14 protein-coding genes are annotated in these 14,677 nt (G+C 73.7%); 12 read left to right on the forward strand and 2 right to left on the reverse strand.

Features of this window, described 5'->3' with window-relative positions:
• On the forward strand, positions 1-326 hold a 326-nt coding region (locus LCD33_RS25540; RefSeq protein ID WP_224978357.1), incomplete at its 5' end, for a CopD family protein.
• A 60-nt stretch (positions 327-386) separates the two neighbouring features.
• Here the strand turns inward: LCD33_RS25540 and LCD33_RS25545 are convergent.
• Positions 387-1,178 (reverse strand): GH25 family lysozyme, encoded by a 792-nt coding sequence (locus LCD33_RS25545; RefSeq protein ID WP_224978358.1) that lies wholly within the window; start codon positions 1,176-1,178, stop codon positions 387-389.
• A gap of 484 nt (positions 1,179-1,662) precedes the next feature.
• Here LCD33_RS25545 and LCD33_RS25550 point away from each other — a divergent pair, with 484 nt between their 5' ends.
• The 9 genes from LCD33_RS25550 to LCD33_RS25590 all read left to right on the forward strand — a co-directional run bounded on the left by LCD33_RS25550 (position 1,663) and on the right by LCD33_RS25590 (position 10,826).
• Entirely contained in the window at positions 1,663-2,367 is a 705-nt protein-coding gene (locus LCD33_RS25550; protein WP_224956605.1) for a DUF4232 domain-containing protein, read from the forward strand.
• A 118-nt stretch (positions 2,368-2,485) separates the two neighbouring features.
• Positions 2,486-3,289, forward strand: coding sequence for an alpha/beta hydrolase (locus LCD33_RS25555; protein ID WP_224956606.1), 804 nt, complete (start codon positions 2,486-2,488; stop codon positions 3,287-3,289).
• A 241-nt stretch (positions 3,290-3,530) separates the two neighbouring features.
• Entirely contained in the window at positions 3,531-4,541 is a 1,011-nt protein-coding gene (locus LCD33_RS25560) for a DUF2382 domain-containing protein (RefSeq protein ID WP_224978359.1), read from the forward strand.
• A 213-nt stretch (positions 4,542-4,754) separates the two neighbouring features.
• Positions 4,755-5,600 carry a hypothetical protein gene (locus tag LCD33_RS25565; protein ID WP_224956610.1) on the forward strand — a complete coding sequence of 282 codons (846 nt, stop codon included), beginning with the start codon at positions 4,755-4,757 and terminating at the stop codon, positions 5,598-5,600.
• A 181-nt stretch (positions 5,601-5,781) separates the two neighbouring features.
• Positions 5,782-6,042: a hypothetical protein gene (locus tag LCD33_RS25570; RefSeq protein WP_224956612.1), complete on the forward strand. Its 261-nt coding sequence runs from the start codon at positions 5,782-5,784 to the stop codon at positions 6,040-6,042.
• 1 nt (position 6,043) lies between these two features.
• On the forward strand, positions 6,044-6,295 hold the full coding sequence (locus LCD33_RS25575; RefSeq protein WP_224956613.1) for a hypothetical protein: 252 nt from the start codon (positions 6,044-6,046) through the stop codon (positions 6,293-6,295).
• Between the two features lie 138 nt (positions 6,296-6,433).
• Positions 6,434-9,226, forward strand: a complete 2,793-nt coding sequence (locus LCD33_RS25580) for an FtsK/SpoIIIE domain-containing protein (RefSeq protein ID WP_224956614.1) — start codon at positions 6,434-6,436, stop codon at positions 9,224-9,226.
• Entirely contained in the window at positions 9,223-9,609 is a 387-nt protein-coding gene (locus LCD33_RS25585; RefSeq protein WP_224956615.1) for a hypothetical protein, read from the forward strand. Before LCD33_RS25580 ends, LCD33_RS25585 begins: the two co-directional genes overlap by 4 nt.
• A 197-nt stretch (positions 9,610-9,806) precedes the next feature.
• Positions 9,807-10,826, forward strand: a complete 1,020-nt coding sequence (locus LCD33_RS25590) for an NADP-dependent oxidoreductase (protein ID WP_224956616.1) — start codon at positions 9,807-9,809, stop codon at positions 10,824-10,826.
• A gap of 286 nt (positions 10,827-11,112) precedes the next feature.
• On the opposite strand, the gene LCD33_RS25595 is transcribed toward LCD33_RS25590, so the two are convergent.
• Positions 11,113-12,771, reverse strand: coding sequence for an FAD-binding oxidoreductase (locus LCD33_RS25595; protein WP_224956617.1), 1,659 nt, complete (start codon positions 12,769-12,771; stop codon positions 11,113-11,115).
• Positions 12,772-12,787: 16 nt separating this feature from the next.
• On the opposite strand from LCD33_RS25595, the gene LCD33_RS25600 reads away from it, so the two are divergent.
• Entirely contained in the window at positions 12,788-13,444 is a 657-nt protein-coding gene (locus LCD33_RS25600; protein WP_224956618.1) for a TetR/AcrR family transcriptional regulator, read from the forward strand.
• Positions 13,441-14,677 (forward strand): FAD-dependent oxidoreductase (locus tag LCD33_RS25605; RefSeq protein WP_224978360.1); only part of this gene is annotated, 1,237 nt, incomplete at its 3' end. The genes LCD33_RS25600 and LCD33_RS25605, both read left to right, overlap by 4 nt.

The following is a 14,677-nucleotide window of genomic DNA, read 5'->3' on the forward strand; positions in this document are numbered from 1 at the left end:
CGCTGCCGCGCTACTCGAAGCTGGCGACCGGCGCGATCGTGCTGGTCGCGGTGTCCGGGGTGTTCAACGGCGGCACCGAGCTCACCACCGCCGGCGCCGGGCTCGGTGGACTGATCGGCACCGGGTACGGCCGGATCGTGCTGCTCAAGGCGGTGCTGCTGGTGCTGCTGGCCGCGCTGGGCGGGCACGCCCGGTTCCGGCTGCTGCCGCTGGTGGAACGCCACCGGCGCACCGCGCTGATCACCTGGGCGGCGGTGGAGGTGGGCGTGATGGGCGCGGCCTACGGGCTGGGCGCGGTGCTGGCCCGCGCCCCCGTCCTCACCTGACCGCGCACCGGCGAACGGCCCACCCGCCGTCCGGGTGGGCCGTTGAGCACCTGAGCCGGGTCAGCGCGGGATGCGCAGCACCTGGCCGACGTAGATCAGGTTCGGGTCGGTGATCCCGTTGGCCTGGGCGATCGACTGCCAGGCCACACCGACCTTCGCGCCGATCCCGGAGAGCGTGTCCCCGGGCTGCACCACGTAGGTCTCGGGCGCGGGCGGGGCGGGCGGCGCGGGCGGCGCCTCGGTGCCGCCGGTCAGCACCGGCAGGTCCACCAGCGACACGTTCAGGTCGGTGTCACCGGCGATGCCCGGCACCTTGCCGTCGGAGGCGTGCTGGTGGATCGCCACCCGGTCGGTGAGGAAGCCCGGCTGGCCCGCGGGGCGGCCGTAGTGCGCGACCCACAGGAACACCCCGGGGTCGACCCACGAATCGGTGGCCAGCTTGTCGCTGAACCACGTGGACGAGGCGTACACGACGACCTCGTTGCGCCCCGTGTGCCCGCGCAGCGCGTCCACGAACCCCTTGATCCACGCGCCGAGGTCGGCGGCCTCGGTCTCCATGTCCAGGCACGGCGGCAGGTTCCCCGGCCCGGCCGAGCCGGTGCGGGCCAGCTGGCCCGCGAAGTCCGCGGCTTCGGCCTGCGGCGAGTTCGTGTCCGGTCGGGCGAAGTGGTACAGCCCGGTCACCAGGCCGGCCCCGCGAGCCCCGCCGAGTTGCGAATCCAGCGTCGGGCTCACATAGCCGACGCCTTCGGTCGCCTTGATGTAGGTGAAGGCGAATCCGGCGCCGCGCACCGCGGCCCAGTCCGGTTCTCCTTGATATCGCGCGACATCGATTCCTGGAATGCTCGCCATCCCCGAACCCCCTCACTTCACCGGATGCGGCCCGGTGCGCGAGTCGCGGCGCACGAACCGGATCGGCGGTCTCGTCTCGGTCTTCGGTCTGTTCCGCCGACCCCGGCGCCGGCATTTCTTCCGAAAGCGAGGAACGATCTTCGCTGCCGGGCGGGGACAGTTCTCACAGCCAACGTATCGAAGGTCAACGATCATCGAGTTCCGCCGTTCAGGTCAAGAGCTCCACCCGATCGGTCCTGTTTTCGCCAAAGCGATCATGTCGCCCGCCGACCGCCGTAGAAATCGATCATGCTCGGCCGCGCGGGTCGCGAACCCGACCGGGTGGCGGCAGAGTGGGGGCGGCCCGCACGGCGGCGCCTCCATCCGGGGGAACTCCGGGCGGACCGCGCAAGACGTGCAACCACCTGTGGCGCCGAACGTCTTCACAACAGCGGACCGGATACGACGACGGGCCGTACGAGGCGGCCGATGGAGGTGGGCAACCGTGTTCTCGCAACGACTGGACGCAAGGAAGCCGGGCAGGACGAACCGGGCGAGCCTGAGGATCGGCCCGCTCGCAGCCGCGGCACTGGGCACGGTGCTGCTCGGCGCCTGCGGTTCGCCGACCGGGCAGGTGGCCTCGACCGCGGACGCCCCGGCGTCGACCATCCCGCAGCCGACCCCCTCGGAGGCGCAGCCCGCCCCGGCGGAGACCTCCGACGCCGATCCGTCGACGGCCGCGCAGAGCAGGTCGGACGCCTCCGGCCAGGCCGCGGCGGAACCGCGCGACCAGGTGGAGCGCTGCCACACCTCGCAGCTGTCCGGCGCGGTGGGTCACGGGGATTCCGGCGCGGGCCAGCGGTACGCGGAGCTCACGCTCACCAACACCAGCGGCGAGGCCTGCACGCTCTACGGCTACGGCGGCATGCAGCTGCTCGGCGCGGACGGCCAGCAGCTGCCGACGCAGCTGGAGCGCACGCCGAACCCCGGCCCGCAGGTGGTGCGGCTGGCCCCCGGCGAGTCGGCCAGCTCGACGCTGCACTGGACCGCGGTGCCGCACGAGGGCGAGTCGGAGCAGGGCCCGTGCCAGCCGGAGCCGGCGCGCGCCCTGGTGACCCCGCCCGACGAGGAGGACCCGCTGACGGTGCGCTGGGACCTGGGCTCGGTGTGCGGGTTCGGATCGATCGACAACAGCGCCTACCACGCCTGAGCGCGGTGCGGACGTCGTGCCCGGTGCCGTCGGCACCGGGCACCTTCGCGGAACGACCAGGTGACAGGCTCATCGCGGGTGCTGGTCTTGCCGGTGCGGTTGTGCTGGGGTGGAAACCATGATCGAGGCTATTCAGCGGTCCGTCGGGGGTTCGCAGGGCGAGCTGTTCGTGCGCGAGTGGTCGGGGCGCGCCCCCGGCTGGGTGGCGCTGCTGGTGCACGGCTACGGCGAGCACTCCGGCCGGTACGAGTGGCTCGCCGAGCAGCTGGTGGCGGCGCGGGCGCTGGTGGTGGCGCCGGACCTGGTCGGGCACGGCGAATCCCCTGGTGAGCGCGTGCTGATCGGGGACGCCGAGCAGGTGGTGGCCGATCTGGGCGCGGTGCGCCGCGAGGTCTCGGATCGGTACCCGGACCTGCCGGTGGTGCTGATCGGGCATTCGCTGGGCGGGTTGTTCGCGGTGCGGTTCGCGCAGGAGCACCAGGACGGGCTGGCCGCGGTGGTGCTGTCCGGGCCGGTGCTGGGCACCTGGCACGTGCTGGACCTGCTGGAGTGCGACGAGATCCCGCAGGCCCCGATCGATCCGTCGACGTTGTCCCGCGACCCCGAGGTGGGCCGGGCGTACGAGGCGGATCCGCTGGTGTGGCACGGCTCGTTCAAGCGCCGCACGTTGAACATGATCGACCGCTGCCTGGAGGCGGTGAACGACGGCCCGGTGCTGCGGGTGCCGACGCTGTGGGTGCACGGCGAGGAGGACGAGCTGGTCCCGGAGGCCGACACCCGCACGGGCATCGACCGGGTGCGCGGGCAGGACTTCCACGAGCACATCTACCCGGGCGCGCGGCACGAGCTGTTCCACGAGACGAACCGGGCCGAGGTCGTCGACGAGGTGCTGACGTTCGTGGGGCGCGAGCTCAACACCTGAACCGGCGATCACTCGTCGGCCTGACTGCTACTACTGGCTCGCACGCAACGCTACGACCAGCTGCCGAACGCCCCCACCGGGTGCTCACCCACACGAGCGAAGTGGGCGGCACCGCCGATTGCGGGCGAATCCAGCAGGGCACCACGGGTGTACGCGGCACCGCACGAACGGCCGGGCGCGCTTCCCCGGCCGGAGCGACGAGCCCGGGCTGCGATCCCAGCAGACGAGTGAGGCGGTAGTCATGAAGGACGTCAAGCGTGCACAGGACCTCATCGGCAGCGAGGTGTACGACCGGGAAGGCGACCGGATCGGCCGGGTCGGCAACGTTTACGTCGACGACGCCGACCACCAGCCGGAGTGGGTGACGGTCCGCACCGGGATGTTCGGCACGAAGGAGAGCTTCGTCCCCCTGTCCGGCGCCGAGCGCGGTGAGAAGGGGATCAACGTCGGGGTGACCAAGGAGAAGGTGCGCGACGCCCCGCGCGTCGACGCCGAGCAGGGCCACCTGTCGGACAAGGAGGGCCACGACCTCTACGACTACTACGGCCTCGCCCGCGGTTCGGCGTCCCCGCAGCAGCGGGACGTGCCGCAGCAGCAGAGCGGCACCACCGAGTCCGGGTCGGGCACCGCGGCGGCCGGCGGCATGGCGGCCGGTGGGGCGGCCGCGGGCGGCGCCGCGACGACCGGGGGCCGCACGTCGACCGGCGCCACCGAGCGGGACACCGCGAAGTCCGGCACGACGGGTTCCGGCAGCGGCACGGCGACGACGAAGGGCTCGACCGGCAAGACCACGTCCGGCTCCGCGACGGCGGGCTCCGCCGGGGACGCGGCGGGCATGAAGTCGATGACCCGCTCCGAGGAGCGGCTGCGGGTCGACACCGAGCAGATCGAGACCGGCCGGGTGCGGGTGCGCAAGTACGTGGTGACCGAGCAGCAGTCCGTCACGGTACCGATCAGCCACGAAAAAGTGCGCATCGAGCGGGAGCCGATCGCCGAGTCGGAGCGCGGATCGATGGGCCGGTCCGGTTCGCTCGCCGAGGACGAGCAGGAGGTCGTGCTGCACGAGGACCGTCCGATGGTCACGAAGGAGACGGTGCCGGTGGAGCGGCTGCGGCTGCGCACCGAGCTCGTCACCGAGGAGCGGACGGTGCAGGACGAGGTGCGCCGGGAGCGGTTCGACGTGCAGGACCGCACGGGCGGCGGCAAGCACGAGCGCTCCGACGAGCAGCGGGGCGGTTCGAGCAGCGGCTGACCACCGCGCGGTTCGGCCCCGCCGTCCTCCTCGGGCGGCGGGGCCGTCGCACGTCCCGGGTAGGTGCGAACGGGTGGCGGGACCACCCGTCCGGACGGCTCCGGGGCCACCGTCCGGGTCGGGTGGGCCGCTGCCGGATGAGCCGGGCGGCGACGCGGTTCACCTGATCAACCCTTCGTCCCGGGGTGCCGGATGCGAGACAATGCCCCGGCGATGGTTGAGAACTCTGGGCTGGAACTGCTCATCACCGTCGTCGTGGGCGCCGACGACGACCGATCAGCACGCGACGCGTGCCGCGCCCTGCTGCACCGGGTCGGTGGCCGGATCGTGGAATCCGGGGACTGCTCCGACGAGGAGCCGGGCTGCTGGTCGGTGACGATCGGTCGTTCCGCCGCGGAGCCGGACGAGCGGCCGGGCCCCGCGGCGCTGGCGCGCGCGGTGCGGAACTTCCTGCGCGAGCTGGGGCCGGGCTACTCGGGGCACCGGGTGGCGTGCGAGCCGCCGACGGCGTGGACGGTGATCGACGAGCCGGAGTTGCTCGGAGCCCTGGTGGCGGGCGGCGAGCGGTTGCTGGTGGAGGCGTGGGCCGGTTCGGTGCTGCCCGGCGGGGCCGGTGCCGGCCCGGCGGTGGACGACCCGGACGAGCCCGCGCCGGAACCGGAACCGGCGGTGGACGAGCTGGACGAGCACGGCAGGCCGCGGCCGCGGCTGGAGCTGCTGGTGGACGTGGTGACCGAGCGCAAGGCGGGCGCGGAGTGGCCGGCCCGGGCGTTGGCGAGCCGGTTGTCCCGGAACTCGACGATCGTGGACTGGACGGAACGACCACCGATGGTGCGGATCGTGCTGGACCTCGGCCCGTCGGTGGGCGCGCCCGCGGACATCGTGCGGGACGCGGTGCGCGTGCTGGGCGGCGGCGGCTGGTCCCGGTTGCAGGTGCGTGAACGGTCGGCGAAATCCCGGTGGTCGGCGGCGCCGACACCGCCGTCCGGGATCGCCGCGGTGGAGCTGAGCGCGGCCGTACCCGCTCCGGGCGCGGCGGAGCGGCAGCCCGCGGGATGACCGGCTGGAGATCGTCCGAGGAGGTCCGCCGCGGGCGCGGCGGCACCGCGCGGAGGGGCCTCGGCGCGGTCATCACCACCTCTGATCAACATCGTCCGCCCTGCGCGCGAACGGGCTAGTGGCGGGCGCTAACTTGTGGATCGACGTACCCCGATCAGCTCCCTCCGGAGGTTGGCTGCAGATGGCGAGCGTGGACGATGTTCGCAGTGGAGTTGCTCATGCCAAGCAGAAGGCCGACGAGGCGATAGGCGCGCTCCAGCAGGCGCATTCCGCGCTGGACGAGGCGCAGAACATGCTGACGCAGGCCATCCAGGGCAGCGGCCAGGACGAGATCCTGATGGCGCGCAACATGCTGGTGGAGGCGACGGAGAACCTGCGGATGGTGGGCGGCACGATCCGCAGCAGCATCGACTCGGCCGAGAGCTGGGCGGGGCGGTTGTGACGTGTCGTCGCTGACCGAACTGCTCGCCGCGGTGCGCGCCACCGAGGCGAAGCTGGACGAGGCGCGGCGGCAGCTGTCCACGGGCAGGCGTTCGCTGTCGGAGACGCGGGCGGCGCTGGCCCGGCTGGACCCGGACAACCCGGAGACGGTCGTGCCCGCGGACCTGCGCCGCGCCGACGACGGGCTGGAACGCACGCTGGACTCGATCACGCACGTGGTCGAAGCGCTGCGCGCGTTCGCGATGCGGCTGTGAGCCGGTTGCCGGGCGGGCCGCCGCCGGCCGGTCGCCGCGCGCTCGATGCGCGGTGGCCCGCGCCACCGCGCGCCGTTGACCACACATTCCGAGTGGTAGTTTCCTCACGGTCTGCAACACCAGGTGCCGAGGTGGGGTGTGCGCAAACGCAACGAGCGGCGTAGCAGCATCGAGACGGCTTTCGAGCACCTGCGCACCACCGTCGCGACCGCCCTCGGCGCCGCCGAGAACGAGCTCGAACGGGTCCGCGCCTCCTACGCCCAGCGGGAGTTCGCCCAGCGCATCGCCGCGGTCGGCCTGGCCAGGGCGGAGCGCGATCCCTCCGTGGTCTGCGATTCCCGCGACCTCGCGTTCGACGGCGCGATGCAGGAGGCCCGGTCCGAGCGCGAGCAGATCTTCACCGAGTGGAGCGGGCACGGCCCGGACCGGCTGGCCGCGCTGGTCGCCGAGGCCGCCCCCGGCACCGCCGGACGCCCGTGGCAGGACTGGCTCGGCGAACCGGGCACCGCCGAGGCGAGCTCGCTGCCGCCGCAGCTGTGGCGCATCGGCACCGGCCAGGTACCCGCCTCCCCCGACCCGCGCCCGTTCCCGGTGGCCGTGCCGATGATCGACGAGGCGCACCTGCGGATCACCTCGAACCGGCAGAACCTGGAAGCCCGCGAATCCCTGGTGCAGAACCTGGTGCTGCGGATGCTCAGCCACTACAAGCCGGGCCTGGTGCGGGTGCACGTGTGGGACGTGGCGCAGCTGACAGGGACGCTGCCGGGCCTGTACCCGCTGACGAACGCGGGGCTGCTCACCGCGCACGACCCGACGCGGCTCGGCGAGATGCTGGAGGAGCTGTCCGACCACATCCGCCGCATCCACACCAGCGCGCTCAACGGCGGGCACATCTCGCTGCGCGCGCTGGCGGAGGACACCGGGCAGCGGGACGAGCCGTGGCGGATCGCGGTGCTGTTCGGCGACGGCGAACCGTTGCGGGAGGAACAGCAGCAGCAGTTGCAGCGGGTCGCGCGCAACGGGCTGGCCTGCGGCATCCAGCTGATCGTGGCGGATCTACCGATGACGGTGAACAGCTCCGTCGAGTCGGTGACGCTGCACGCCGAGGAGGCGCGCACCAGCATGACCGGCCCGGAAGCGGTGGTGCGGCTGGACGCACCGCCGTCGCGGGAACTGGTGACGAAGGCCTGCTCGGCGATCGCCACCGAGTTCGTGACGCGCCGCTCGCGGGTGCGCACCTTCGCGGACCTGGTGCCGGAGACGCTGTGGGTGCAGCGCTCCGCCTCCGGGCTGCAGGCACCGGCGGGGTTCCACGAGGGCGAACCGGTGAAGGTGACGCTCGGGGACGCGAGCCCGCACACGCTGATCGGCGGCCCGAGCGGCTCGGGCAAGACCAACTTCCTGTACTCGATGCTCGGCGGCATGGTGGCCCGGTACTCGCCGGACGAGCTGGAGCTGTACCTCCTGGACTTCAAGGAGGGCGTGTCGTTCGCGCAGTTCACCCCGGGCCGCCGCGACCCGACCTGGCTGCCGCACGCGCAGCTGGTCGGTGTGAACGTGAACGAGGACCGCGAGTTCGGCCTGGCGCTGCTGCGCTTCCTCGCGACCGAGATGCGCCGCCGCGCGGACGCGGCGAAGGCGCACGAGGTCACCAAGCTGGAGGAGCTGCGGGCGGAGAACCCGTCCGGGCGCTGGCCGCGGATCGTGGCGGTGATCGACGAGTTCCAGTACCTGTTCGCCGAGCGGGACACGGTGTCCGCGCAGGCCACCTCGCTGCTGGAGGACGTGGCGCGGCGCGGCCGCTCGCAGGGCATCCACCTGGTGCTGGCCAGCCAGGACGTCTCCGGCATCGAGGCGTTCTGGGGCAAGCCGGCGATCTTCGAGCAGTTCATCCTGCGGATCGCGCTGCCGAAGGCGCGGCGGGTGCTCGCCGACCAGAACGAAGCGGCGCTCGCGCTGCCGCGTTGGCACGCGGTGATCAACCACGAGTCGGGGGTGAAGCACGGCAACGAGGTCGCGCGGATCCCGGACGCGACCGCGAAAGGCACCTTCGACGAGCTGCAGCGCCGGTTGTGGGAGCGGCGGCAGGAGGGTGCGGCGCCGCCGCGGCTGTTCGACGGCTCGCTGCTGCCCGCACTGTCCGAGCTGCCGGACTTCACCGGGCTGACGACGGGCGCGGAAGCCCCGGTCGCCCTGCTCGGGCAGGTCATCGACGTGAACGGCACGGCGGCGGCGGTGCGGATGGAGCGTTCGCCGGGCCGGAACCTCGCGGTGATCGGGTCGGTGCGGGTGGACGCGGTGAGCGTGCTGGGGGCGGCGGCGTTGTCGCTGGCTCGGCAGCACGACGCGAAGAAGGCGCGGTTCACGGTGCTGGGCCTGGTCGAAGAGGTCGCGCCGGACGTCGAGCAGCTCAAGGGCAAGCTCGAAGAGCTGGGCCACGAGACGGATGTGCGGCACGGCGTGGACGCGGCAGTGGAGGTCGTCGGCGAACTCGCCCGCAAGATCGATGATCGATCCGGGTCGGTGGGGAACACCGAGACCTCGGAGTACGTCCTCTTCTACGGCGTCGACGCCGCGCACTCCGCGATGGAGAAGAAGGGCCCCGACTTCACCAGCGGCCTCGACCACCTGCGCAAACTGCTCAAGCAGGGCCCGGAGCAGCGGGTGCACGTGCTCGGCTGGTGGCGCAGCGCGCAGCGGGTGAAGACGACGCTGATGGGCCCGGTGGACGAGATCGGCGCCTGGGTGGCGTTCGACGTGCACGGCCAGGAGCTGTCGAGCTTCGCCGCCGGGCAGCTGGTGCACTGGTCGCCGCGGGCGCGGCGCGGCTTGTTCTTCGACCGCTCGGTGCACTCCCAGCCCGAGGTGGTGCTGCCGTTCGACCTGGCGGGCGCGCTGGCCGCGGACATCCCGGAGGAGGACGCGGAATGAGCGAGGCCCCGGCTTCGGCCCGCTACAAGGAGATCATCGCGACGGCGACCGGCGCGGCGGAGCGGATGCGCGAGCACGAGCGGGAGAAGTCGGCCCGGCTGGCGCAGGAGGTGGCGGTCGCCGAGCAGCGGATCGCGGCGGCGGCGGAGGCTCGCGACGAGGTCGTGGCGGGCGTGGAGCTGCGCTGGAAGCACGCGATGGAGGCGCTGTGGGACGAGCGCTGGATGCGGGTGACGCCGATGCCGCACCCGGATCGCCGGGTGGCGCCGGGCCGCGCGGCGGACCTGATCGCGTCGGTGCAGTCGGCGTACCTGGTGCTGCGCCGCTCGTTGGAGAAGTCCCGCTGGTCGCCGTCGCGGCGCCGCGGGAAGCCGCCGGAGTGATGTTGCCAAGGCTACTCGAACCTGGTTCGATTTCGTTAGCGATGCCACTGCCGCGACAGGAATAGGTCCACCTCGGAGTGGGGTTTCCCGGTGGGGCGCCGTCGGCGCGCACGCGCGGCGCCGTCGTCCCACCATGAGTGCACCCTCAGTGCGCACTATTTCCGATACGAACCAGTTTCGTATATATGGAGGCCAGCGTGACGAACCAGGAACTTCCGGACACCGGCGTCGAGATCCGGCTCGCGAGCCGTCCGCAGGGCTTCCCCACCCACGAGAACTTCGAGACCGTCGAAGCCCCGGTCACCGCGCCCGGAGAAGGCCGGATCCTGGTCCGCAACGTCGTGATGAGCGTCGACCCGTCGATGCGCGGCCGGATGAACGACACCAAGTCCTACGTGCCTCCGTTCCAGCTCGGCAAGGCCCTCGAAGGCGGCGCGGTCGGCGAGGTCATCGCCTCCGCGTCGCCGCTGTTCCAGGTCGGCCAGCACGTGCTGCACTACGGCGGCTGGCGCGAGTACGCGTCGGTGCAGGCCGAGCGCGCCGTCCCGGTCGACCCGGACGCCGCGCCGCTGAACGCCTACCTGGGCGTGCTCGGCATGCCCGGCTGGACCGCCTACACGGGGCTGTTCGAGATCGCGAAGTTCGAGGAAGGCGACACCGTGTTCGTCTCCGGCGCGGCCGGCGCGGTCGGCTCGCTGGCCGGGCAGCTCGCGAAGCTCAACGGCGCGGCGAAGGTCATCGGCAGCGCCGGTTCCGCCGAGAAGGTCCGGCACATCACCGAGGACCTCGGCTTCGACGCGGCGTTCAACTACAAGGACGGCTCGATCCGCGAGCAGCTGGCCGAAGCCGCACCGGACGGCATCGACGTGTACTTCGACAACGTCGGCGGCGACCACCTGGAAGCCGCGATCGACCAGCTCAACGACTTCGGCCGGGTCGCCGCCTGCGGCGCCATCTCGGTCTACAACGACACCGAGCCCGCACCCGGCCCGCGGAACCTGTTCAAGATCGTGAAGAAGCGGCTGAGCATCCGCGGGTTCATCGTCATCGACCACGAGGACCTGCGGGAGCGGTTCCAGGCCGACGTGGCGCCGCTGGTCCGCGACGGGAAGATCCACTACACCGAGACGGTGCTGGAGGGGCTGCGCAACGCGCCCGACGCGCTCATCGGACAGCTGCGCGGCGAGAACACCGGGAAGATGCTCGTCACCATCTGATCGGCCGTCCCCGCTCCTGCCGCGAGCGGCTCGGTCGGCGGGACCTCGGCGGCCCCCTCGCCGCGTCCTCGCGGGTGGCTCAGCCACCTGCACGGGACGCCGGAGGGGCCGTCGAGAACCCGCGAGCGCCCGGGTGGCCGGCCATCGGCGGGAAGACCTCGCGCAGGCCGGTGAGCCGTGCGGCGGACCTCGACGGGCGGTTCCTCCGCGCCGACGCCCGCCAACGCCCGGGGACCGCCGCGGTCTTCGGCGGGCGCACCCGCGTCCGCGACCCGGCGGCGGGCGGTCACGGACCGACGAGCTTGCCGGGGTTCAGGATTCCGGTCGGGTCCACGGCCTGCTTGACCGCGGCGAGGACCGAGGTGCCGATGCCGCCGATCTCCGCTTCGAGCCACGGCAGGTGGTCGGTGCCCACCGCGTGGTGGTGGGTGAGCGTGCCGCGCCCCAGCTCGTGGCCCGGCACCCGCTCGGTGATGGCGCCGGTGGCGGCCTCCTTCGCCCGCCGCCACTGGTCGACCGGGTCCGCGCCGCGCGCCGCCAGCACCGTGAAGTACAGCGAGGCACCCGTCTCGTACGCGTGCGAGAGGTGGCACATCACGATCGGCGGCTGCCCGTCCCGGTCCAGCTCGCGCACCAGCGCCGCCCGCACCGCCGAGCGCAGCTCGCTGAGCCTCGACCAGCAGGTCGCCGTCTCCAGCGTCTCCACGCACACGCCCACGTCGAGCAGCGCGTCCCGCTGCCGCGGGCCCGCGAACCGGGCCGCGTGCCAGGCCTCCCCGCCGCGCGGCCCGAGCCGCAGCGAGCGGAACCCGTGCAGCGCCCGCATCGTCGCCGCGCGGCGCTGCTTGAGCTCCGCCGCGGAGGCCGCCTCCCAGCCCAGCACCAGCAGGCACGGTTCGTCGATCCGGCTGCCCAGCAGCAAGGTGCGCAGCGCCCGTGACTTCACGCCGCCGGAGAGCTCCAGCTGCACCGCCGTCTCGTCCACATCGGACAGCCGGGTGACGTCGGCGAGGACCCGCTGCTGCGCCAGCGCGCGCACCGCGTCCGCCGCCGCCTGCCAACCGTCCAGCACCAGCGCCTCGTAGCGCATCTCGGTGGGCTTCGGCCGCACCCGCACCGCCACCTCGGTGATCACGCCCAGCGCGCCCTCCCCGCCGATCGCGAGCTGCCGCAGGTCCGGACCCGCGGCCGAGGCGGGCGCGGCACCGAGCCGCCACTCCCCCACCGGCGTCGCCACCCGCACGCCCTCCACCATGTCCGCGAACCGCCCGTACCCGGCGGAGGCCTGACCGGCGGAGCGCGTCGCCGCGAACCCGCCGATGGTGGCGCGTTCGAAGGACTGCGGGAAGTGGCCCAAGGTGAACCCGTGCGCGGCCAGCAGCGACTCCGCCTCCGGCGCCCGCACCCCCGCCTGCAGCACGGCGACCCGCGACACCGGGTCCACCGACACCAACCGGTCCAGCCGAGCCAGGTCCAGCGCCACCACGGCGCGCTTCGCGCCGCGCAGCGCGGTCACCCCGCCGACCACCGAGGTCCCGCCGCCGAAGGGCACCACCGCCACGTCGTGGCGCACGCACACCTCCAGCACCCGCTGCACCTGCTCCGGATCCGCGGGCAGCAGCACCGCGTCCGGCACCGCCAGGCCCACGCCGTCGCGGCGGCGCAGCAGGTCGCTGTAGGACAGGCCGCCCGTTCGCCCCAACCGGGCGGTGGCGCCGGTCTGCACCTGATGCTCGCCGAGGAGCTCCACGAGCTCCTCGCGCGCCTCCACGGGCAGTGCGCCGTCCGGCACCTCCAGCAGCGACGCCGGCGCGGCGGGCGTGCTGGCACCGTCCAGGCCGAGGCGCCCGGACAACCAGCGCAGCGCGTGGGTGGGCAGCGGTGCGGCACCGGCCCCGGAGGGCGTCCAGCCACCGCGCAGGGTGTGGTCGATCAACTCGCTCACCAGTACAGTGTTACACATGGCGCCGCAACGTCACAGCGCCGCGGGCTGGCCGGGACTTCCCACCCGGACCGCGGCGAACCGCGTCGAGGACACCGCGATCCTGCGCGCCGCGCGGGACAGCGTCCTCGCGCACGGGGTGCGGCGCACCACCCTCACCGACGTCGCCCGCCGCGCCCGCATCAGCCGGATGACGCTGTACCGGCGGTTCCCCGACGCCACCGCGCTGGTCGGAACCCTGGTGGGCTGCGAGTTCTCCGGCATCCTGCGCAGCGCCCGGGAACGGGAGAGCGGCGGGACCGCGCGCGAGCGGCTCGTCACCGCTCTCCTCGACGTCGTCGCACAGCTCCAGCGCTCCGCGCTGCTGCGCCGGATCATCGACACCGACGCCGAGCTGCTGCTGCCGTACCTCGTCGACCACCTCGGCAGCACCCAGCTCGCCGCGGAGGCATTCCTGCTCGACTACCTCGCCGACGGCCGCGCCGACGGCTCGGTGCGGAGCTCCGATCCCGCCGTGCAGGCCCGGGCGCTGCTGCTGCTCCTGCAGTCCTTCGTGATCTCCGCCCGGCCGGGCACCACCGGCACCGACCCCGACGCGCTGCACCGCGAACTGGGCGAACTGCTCGACGCGGCACTGCGCCCCGCACCCCGACCGACCGTCCCGGAGGCCCCATGAGCACCACGCCGCTGCCCGCGGGTTCGCTGCGCGCCACCTCGCTGAACGCGGCACGGCGCGCCACCGAGCTCACCGCGGCCGCCGAGGACGCGCTGGACCTGCTGGTGGTCGGCGGTGGCGTCACCGGCAGCGGCATCGCCCTGGACGCCGCCTCCCGCGGGCTGCGGGTCGCGCTGGTCGAAGCCGAGGACCTGGCCCGGGGCGCCGCGCGCTGGTGCGGCGAGGCCGCGCACGCCGGGCCGCACGGGCTCGTTCCGGGCGACCTCGCGCTGGCCAGGGAGAACGTCGTGGAACGCGACGTGCTCATGACGCGGACCGCGCCGCACCTGGTGCGCACGCTGCCGCAGCTCATCCCGCTGCACGAGGGCACGCCCCGCCGGACCGAAGCACTGCTGACCGCCGGGCTGCACGCGGCCGACGCGCTGCGCCGCACCGCCCGCACCCCGTCCGCGCTGCTGCCCGCGCCGCGCCGAGTGCCGGCCGCCGAAGCGGGGGCGCTGGTCCCCGGACTGCGCGCCGGAAGGCTGCGCGGCGGGCTGCTCGGCTACGACGGGCAGCTCCTCGACGACGCCCGGCTCGTCGTCGCCCTGGCCCGCACCGCCGCCGGGTTCGGCGCCCGCGTGCTCACCCGGGTGCGCGCCACCGCGCTGGACCGGAACGGCGCGGACGCCGTCGACGAGCGCACCGGCCGGCGGCTGCGGCTCTCCGCGCGGGCCGTGGTGAACGCGACCGGGGCGCGGGCCGCCGAGCTCGACCCCGAGGTGCGGCTGCGCACCGTCCGCGCCGCGCACCTGGTCGTGGACGCCGAAGCGGCAGGCATCACCGCCACCGGGCTGGTGCTGCCCGCCGAATCCGGGCGGTGGACCGCGCTGCTGCCGCAGGCCGACGGCACCGCGTTGCTCGGGCTCGCCGCCGAACCGGCCACCGGCCCCGTCCCCGCCGAGGCACCCGACTCCGATGTGGACTCGCTGCTCGCCGCGGTGTGCGAAGCGCTGGACGTGCCGCTGCGCCGGGAGCACGTGCTCGGCTCGTTCGCCGCGCTGCGCCCGCGGTACGACGACTCCGCGGGCAACCGCAAGGACTCCCCCGACCTGTTCCGCAAGCACGCGATCCGCACCTCGCCGGACGGCGTGGTCACCGTCGTGGGGGGGGGGGCGCCCCCCGCCGCCCCCCCGGGCCCCCCCCCCCGCGCCCCCCCCCCGCCCCGGCCCCCGGGGGCCCCCGCCCCCCCGG

Origin of the sequence: Saccharopolyspora sp. 7B (assembly GCF_020177435.1) — a bacterium.
GTDB classification, from domain to species: Bacteria; Actinomycetota; Actinomycetes; order Mycobacteriales; family Pseudonocardiaceae; genus Saccharopolyspora_C; species Saccharopolyspora_C gregorii.

Excerpts from the sequence above, each read along its gene's own strand:
- LCD33_RS25545 (WP_224978358.1), bottom strand. The coding sequence starts at position 1,178 with ATGGCGAGCATTCCAGGAATCGATGTCGCGCGATATCAAGGAGAACCG.
- LCD33_RS25555 (WP_224956606.1), top strand. The coding sequence starts at position 2,486 with ATGATCGAGGCTATTCAGCGGTCCGTCGGGGGTTCGCAGGGCGAGCTG.
- LCD33_RS25560 (WP_224978359.1), top strand. The coding sequence starts at position 3,531 with ATGAAGGACGTCAAGCGTGCACAGGACCTCATCGGCAGCGAGGTGTAC.
- LCD33_RS25565 (WP_224956610.1), top strand. The coding sequence starts at position 4,755 with ATGGTTGAGAACTCTGGGCTGGAACTGCTCATCACCGTCGTCGTGGGC.
- LCD33_RS25570 (WP_224956612.1), top strand. The coding sequence starts at position 5,782 with ATGGCGAGCGTGGACGATGTTCGCAGTGGAGTTGCTCATGCCAAGCAG.
- LCD33_RS25585 (WP_224956615.1), top strand. The coding sequence starts at position 9,223 with ATGAGCGAGGCCCCGGCTTCGGCCCGCTACAAGGAGATCATCGCGACG.
- LCD33_RS25600 (WP_224956618.1), top strand. The coding sequence starts at position 12,788 with ATGGCGCCGCAACGTCACAGCGCCGCGGGCTGGCCGGGACTTCCCACC.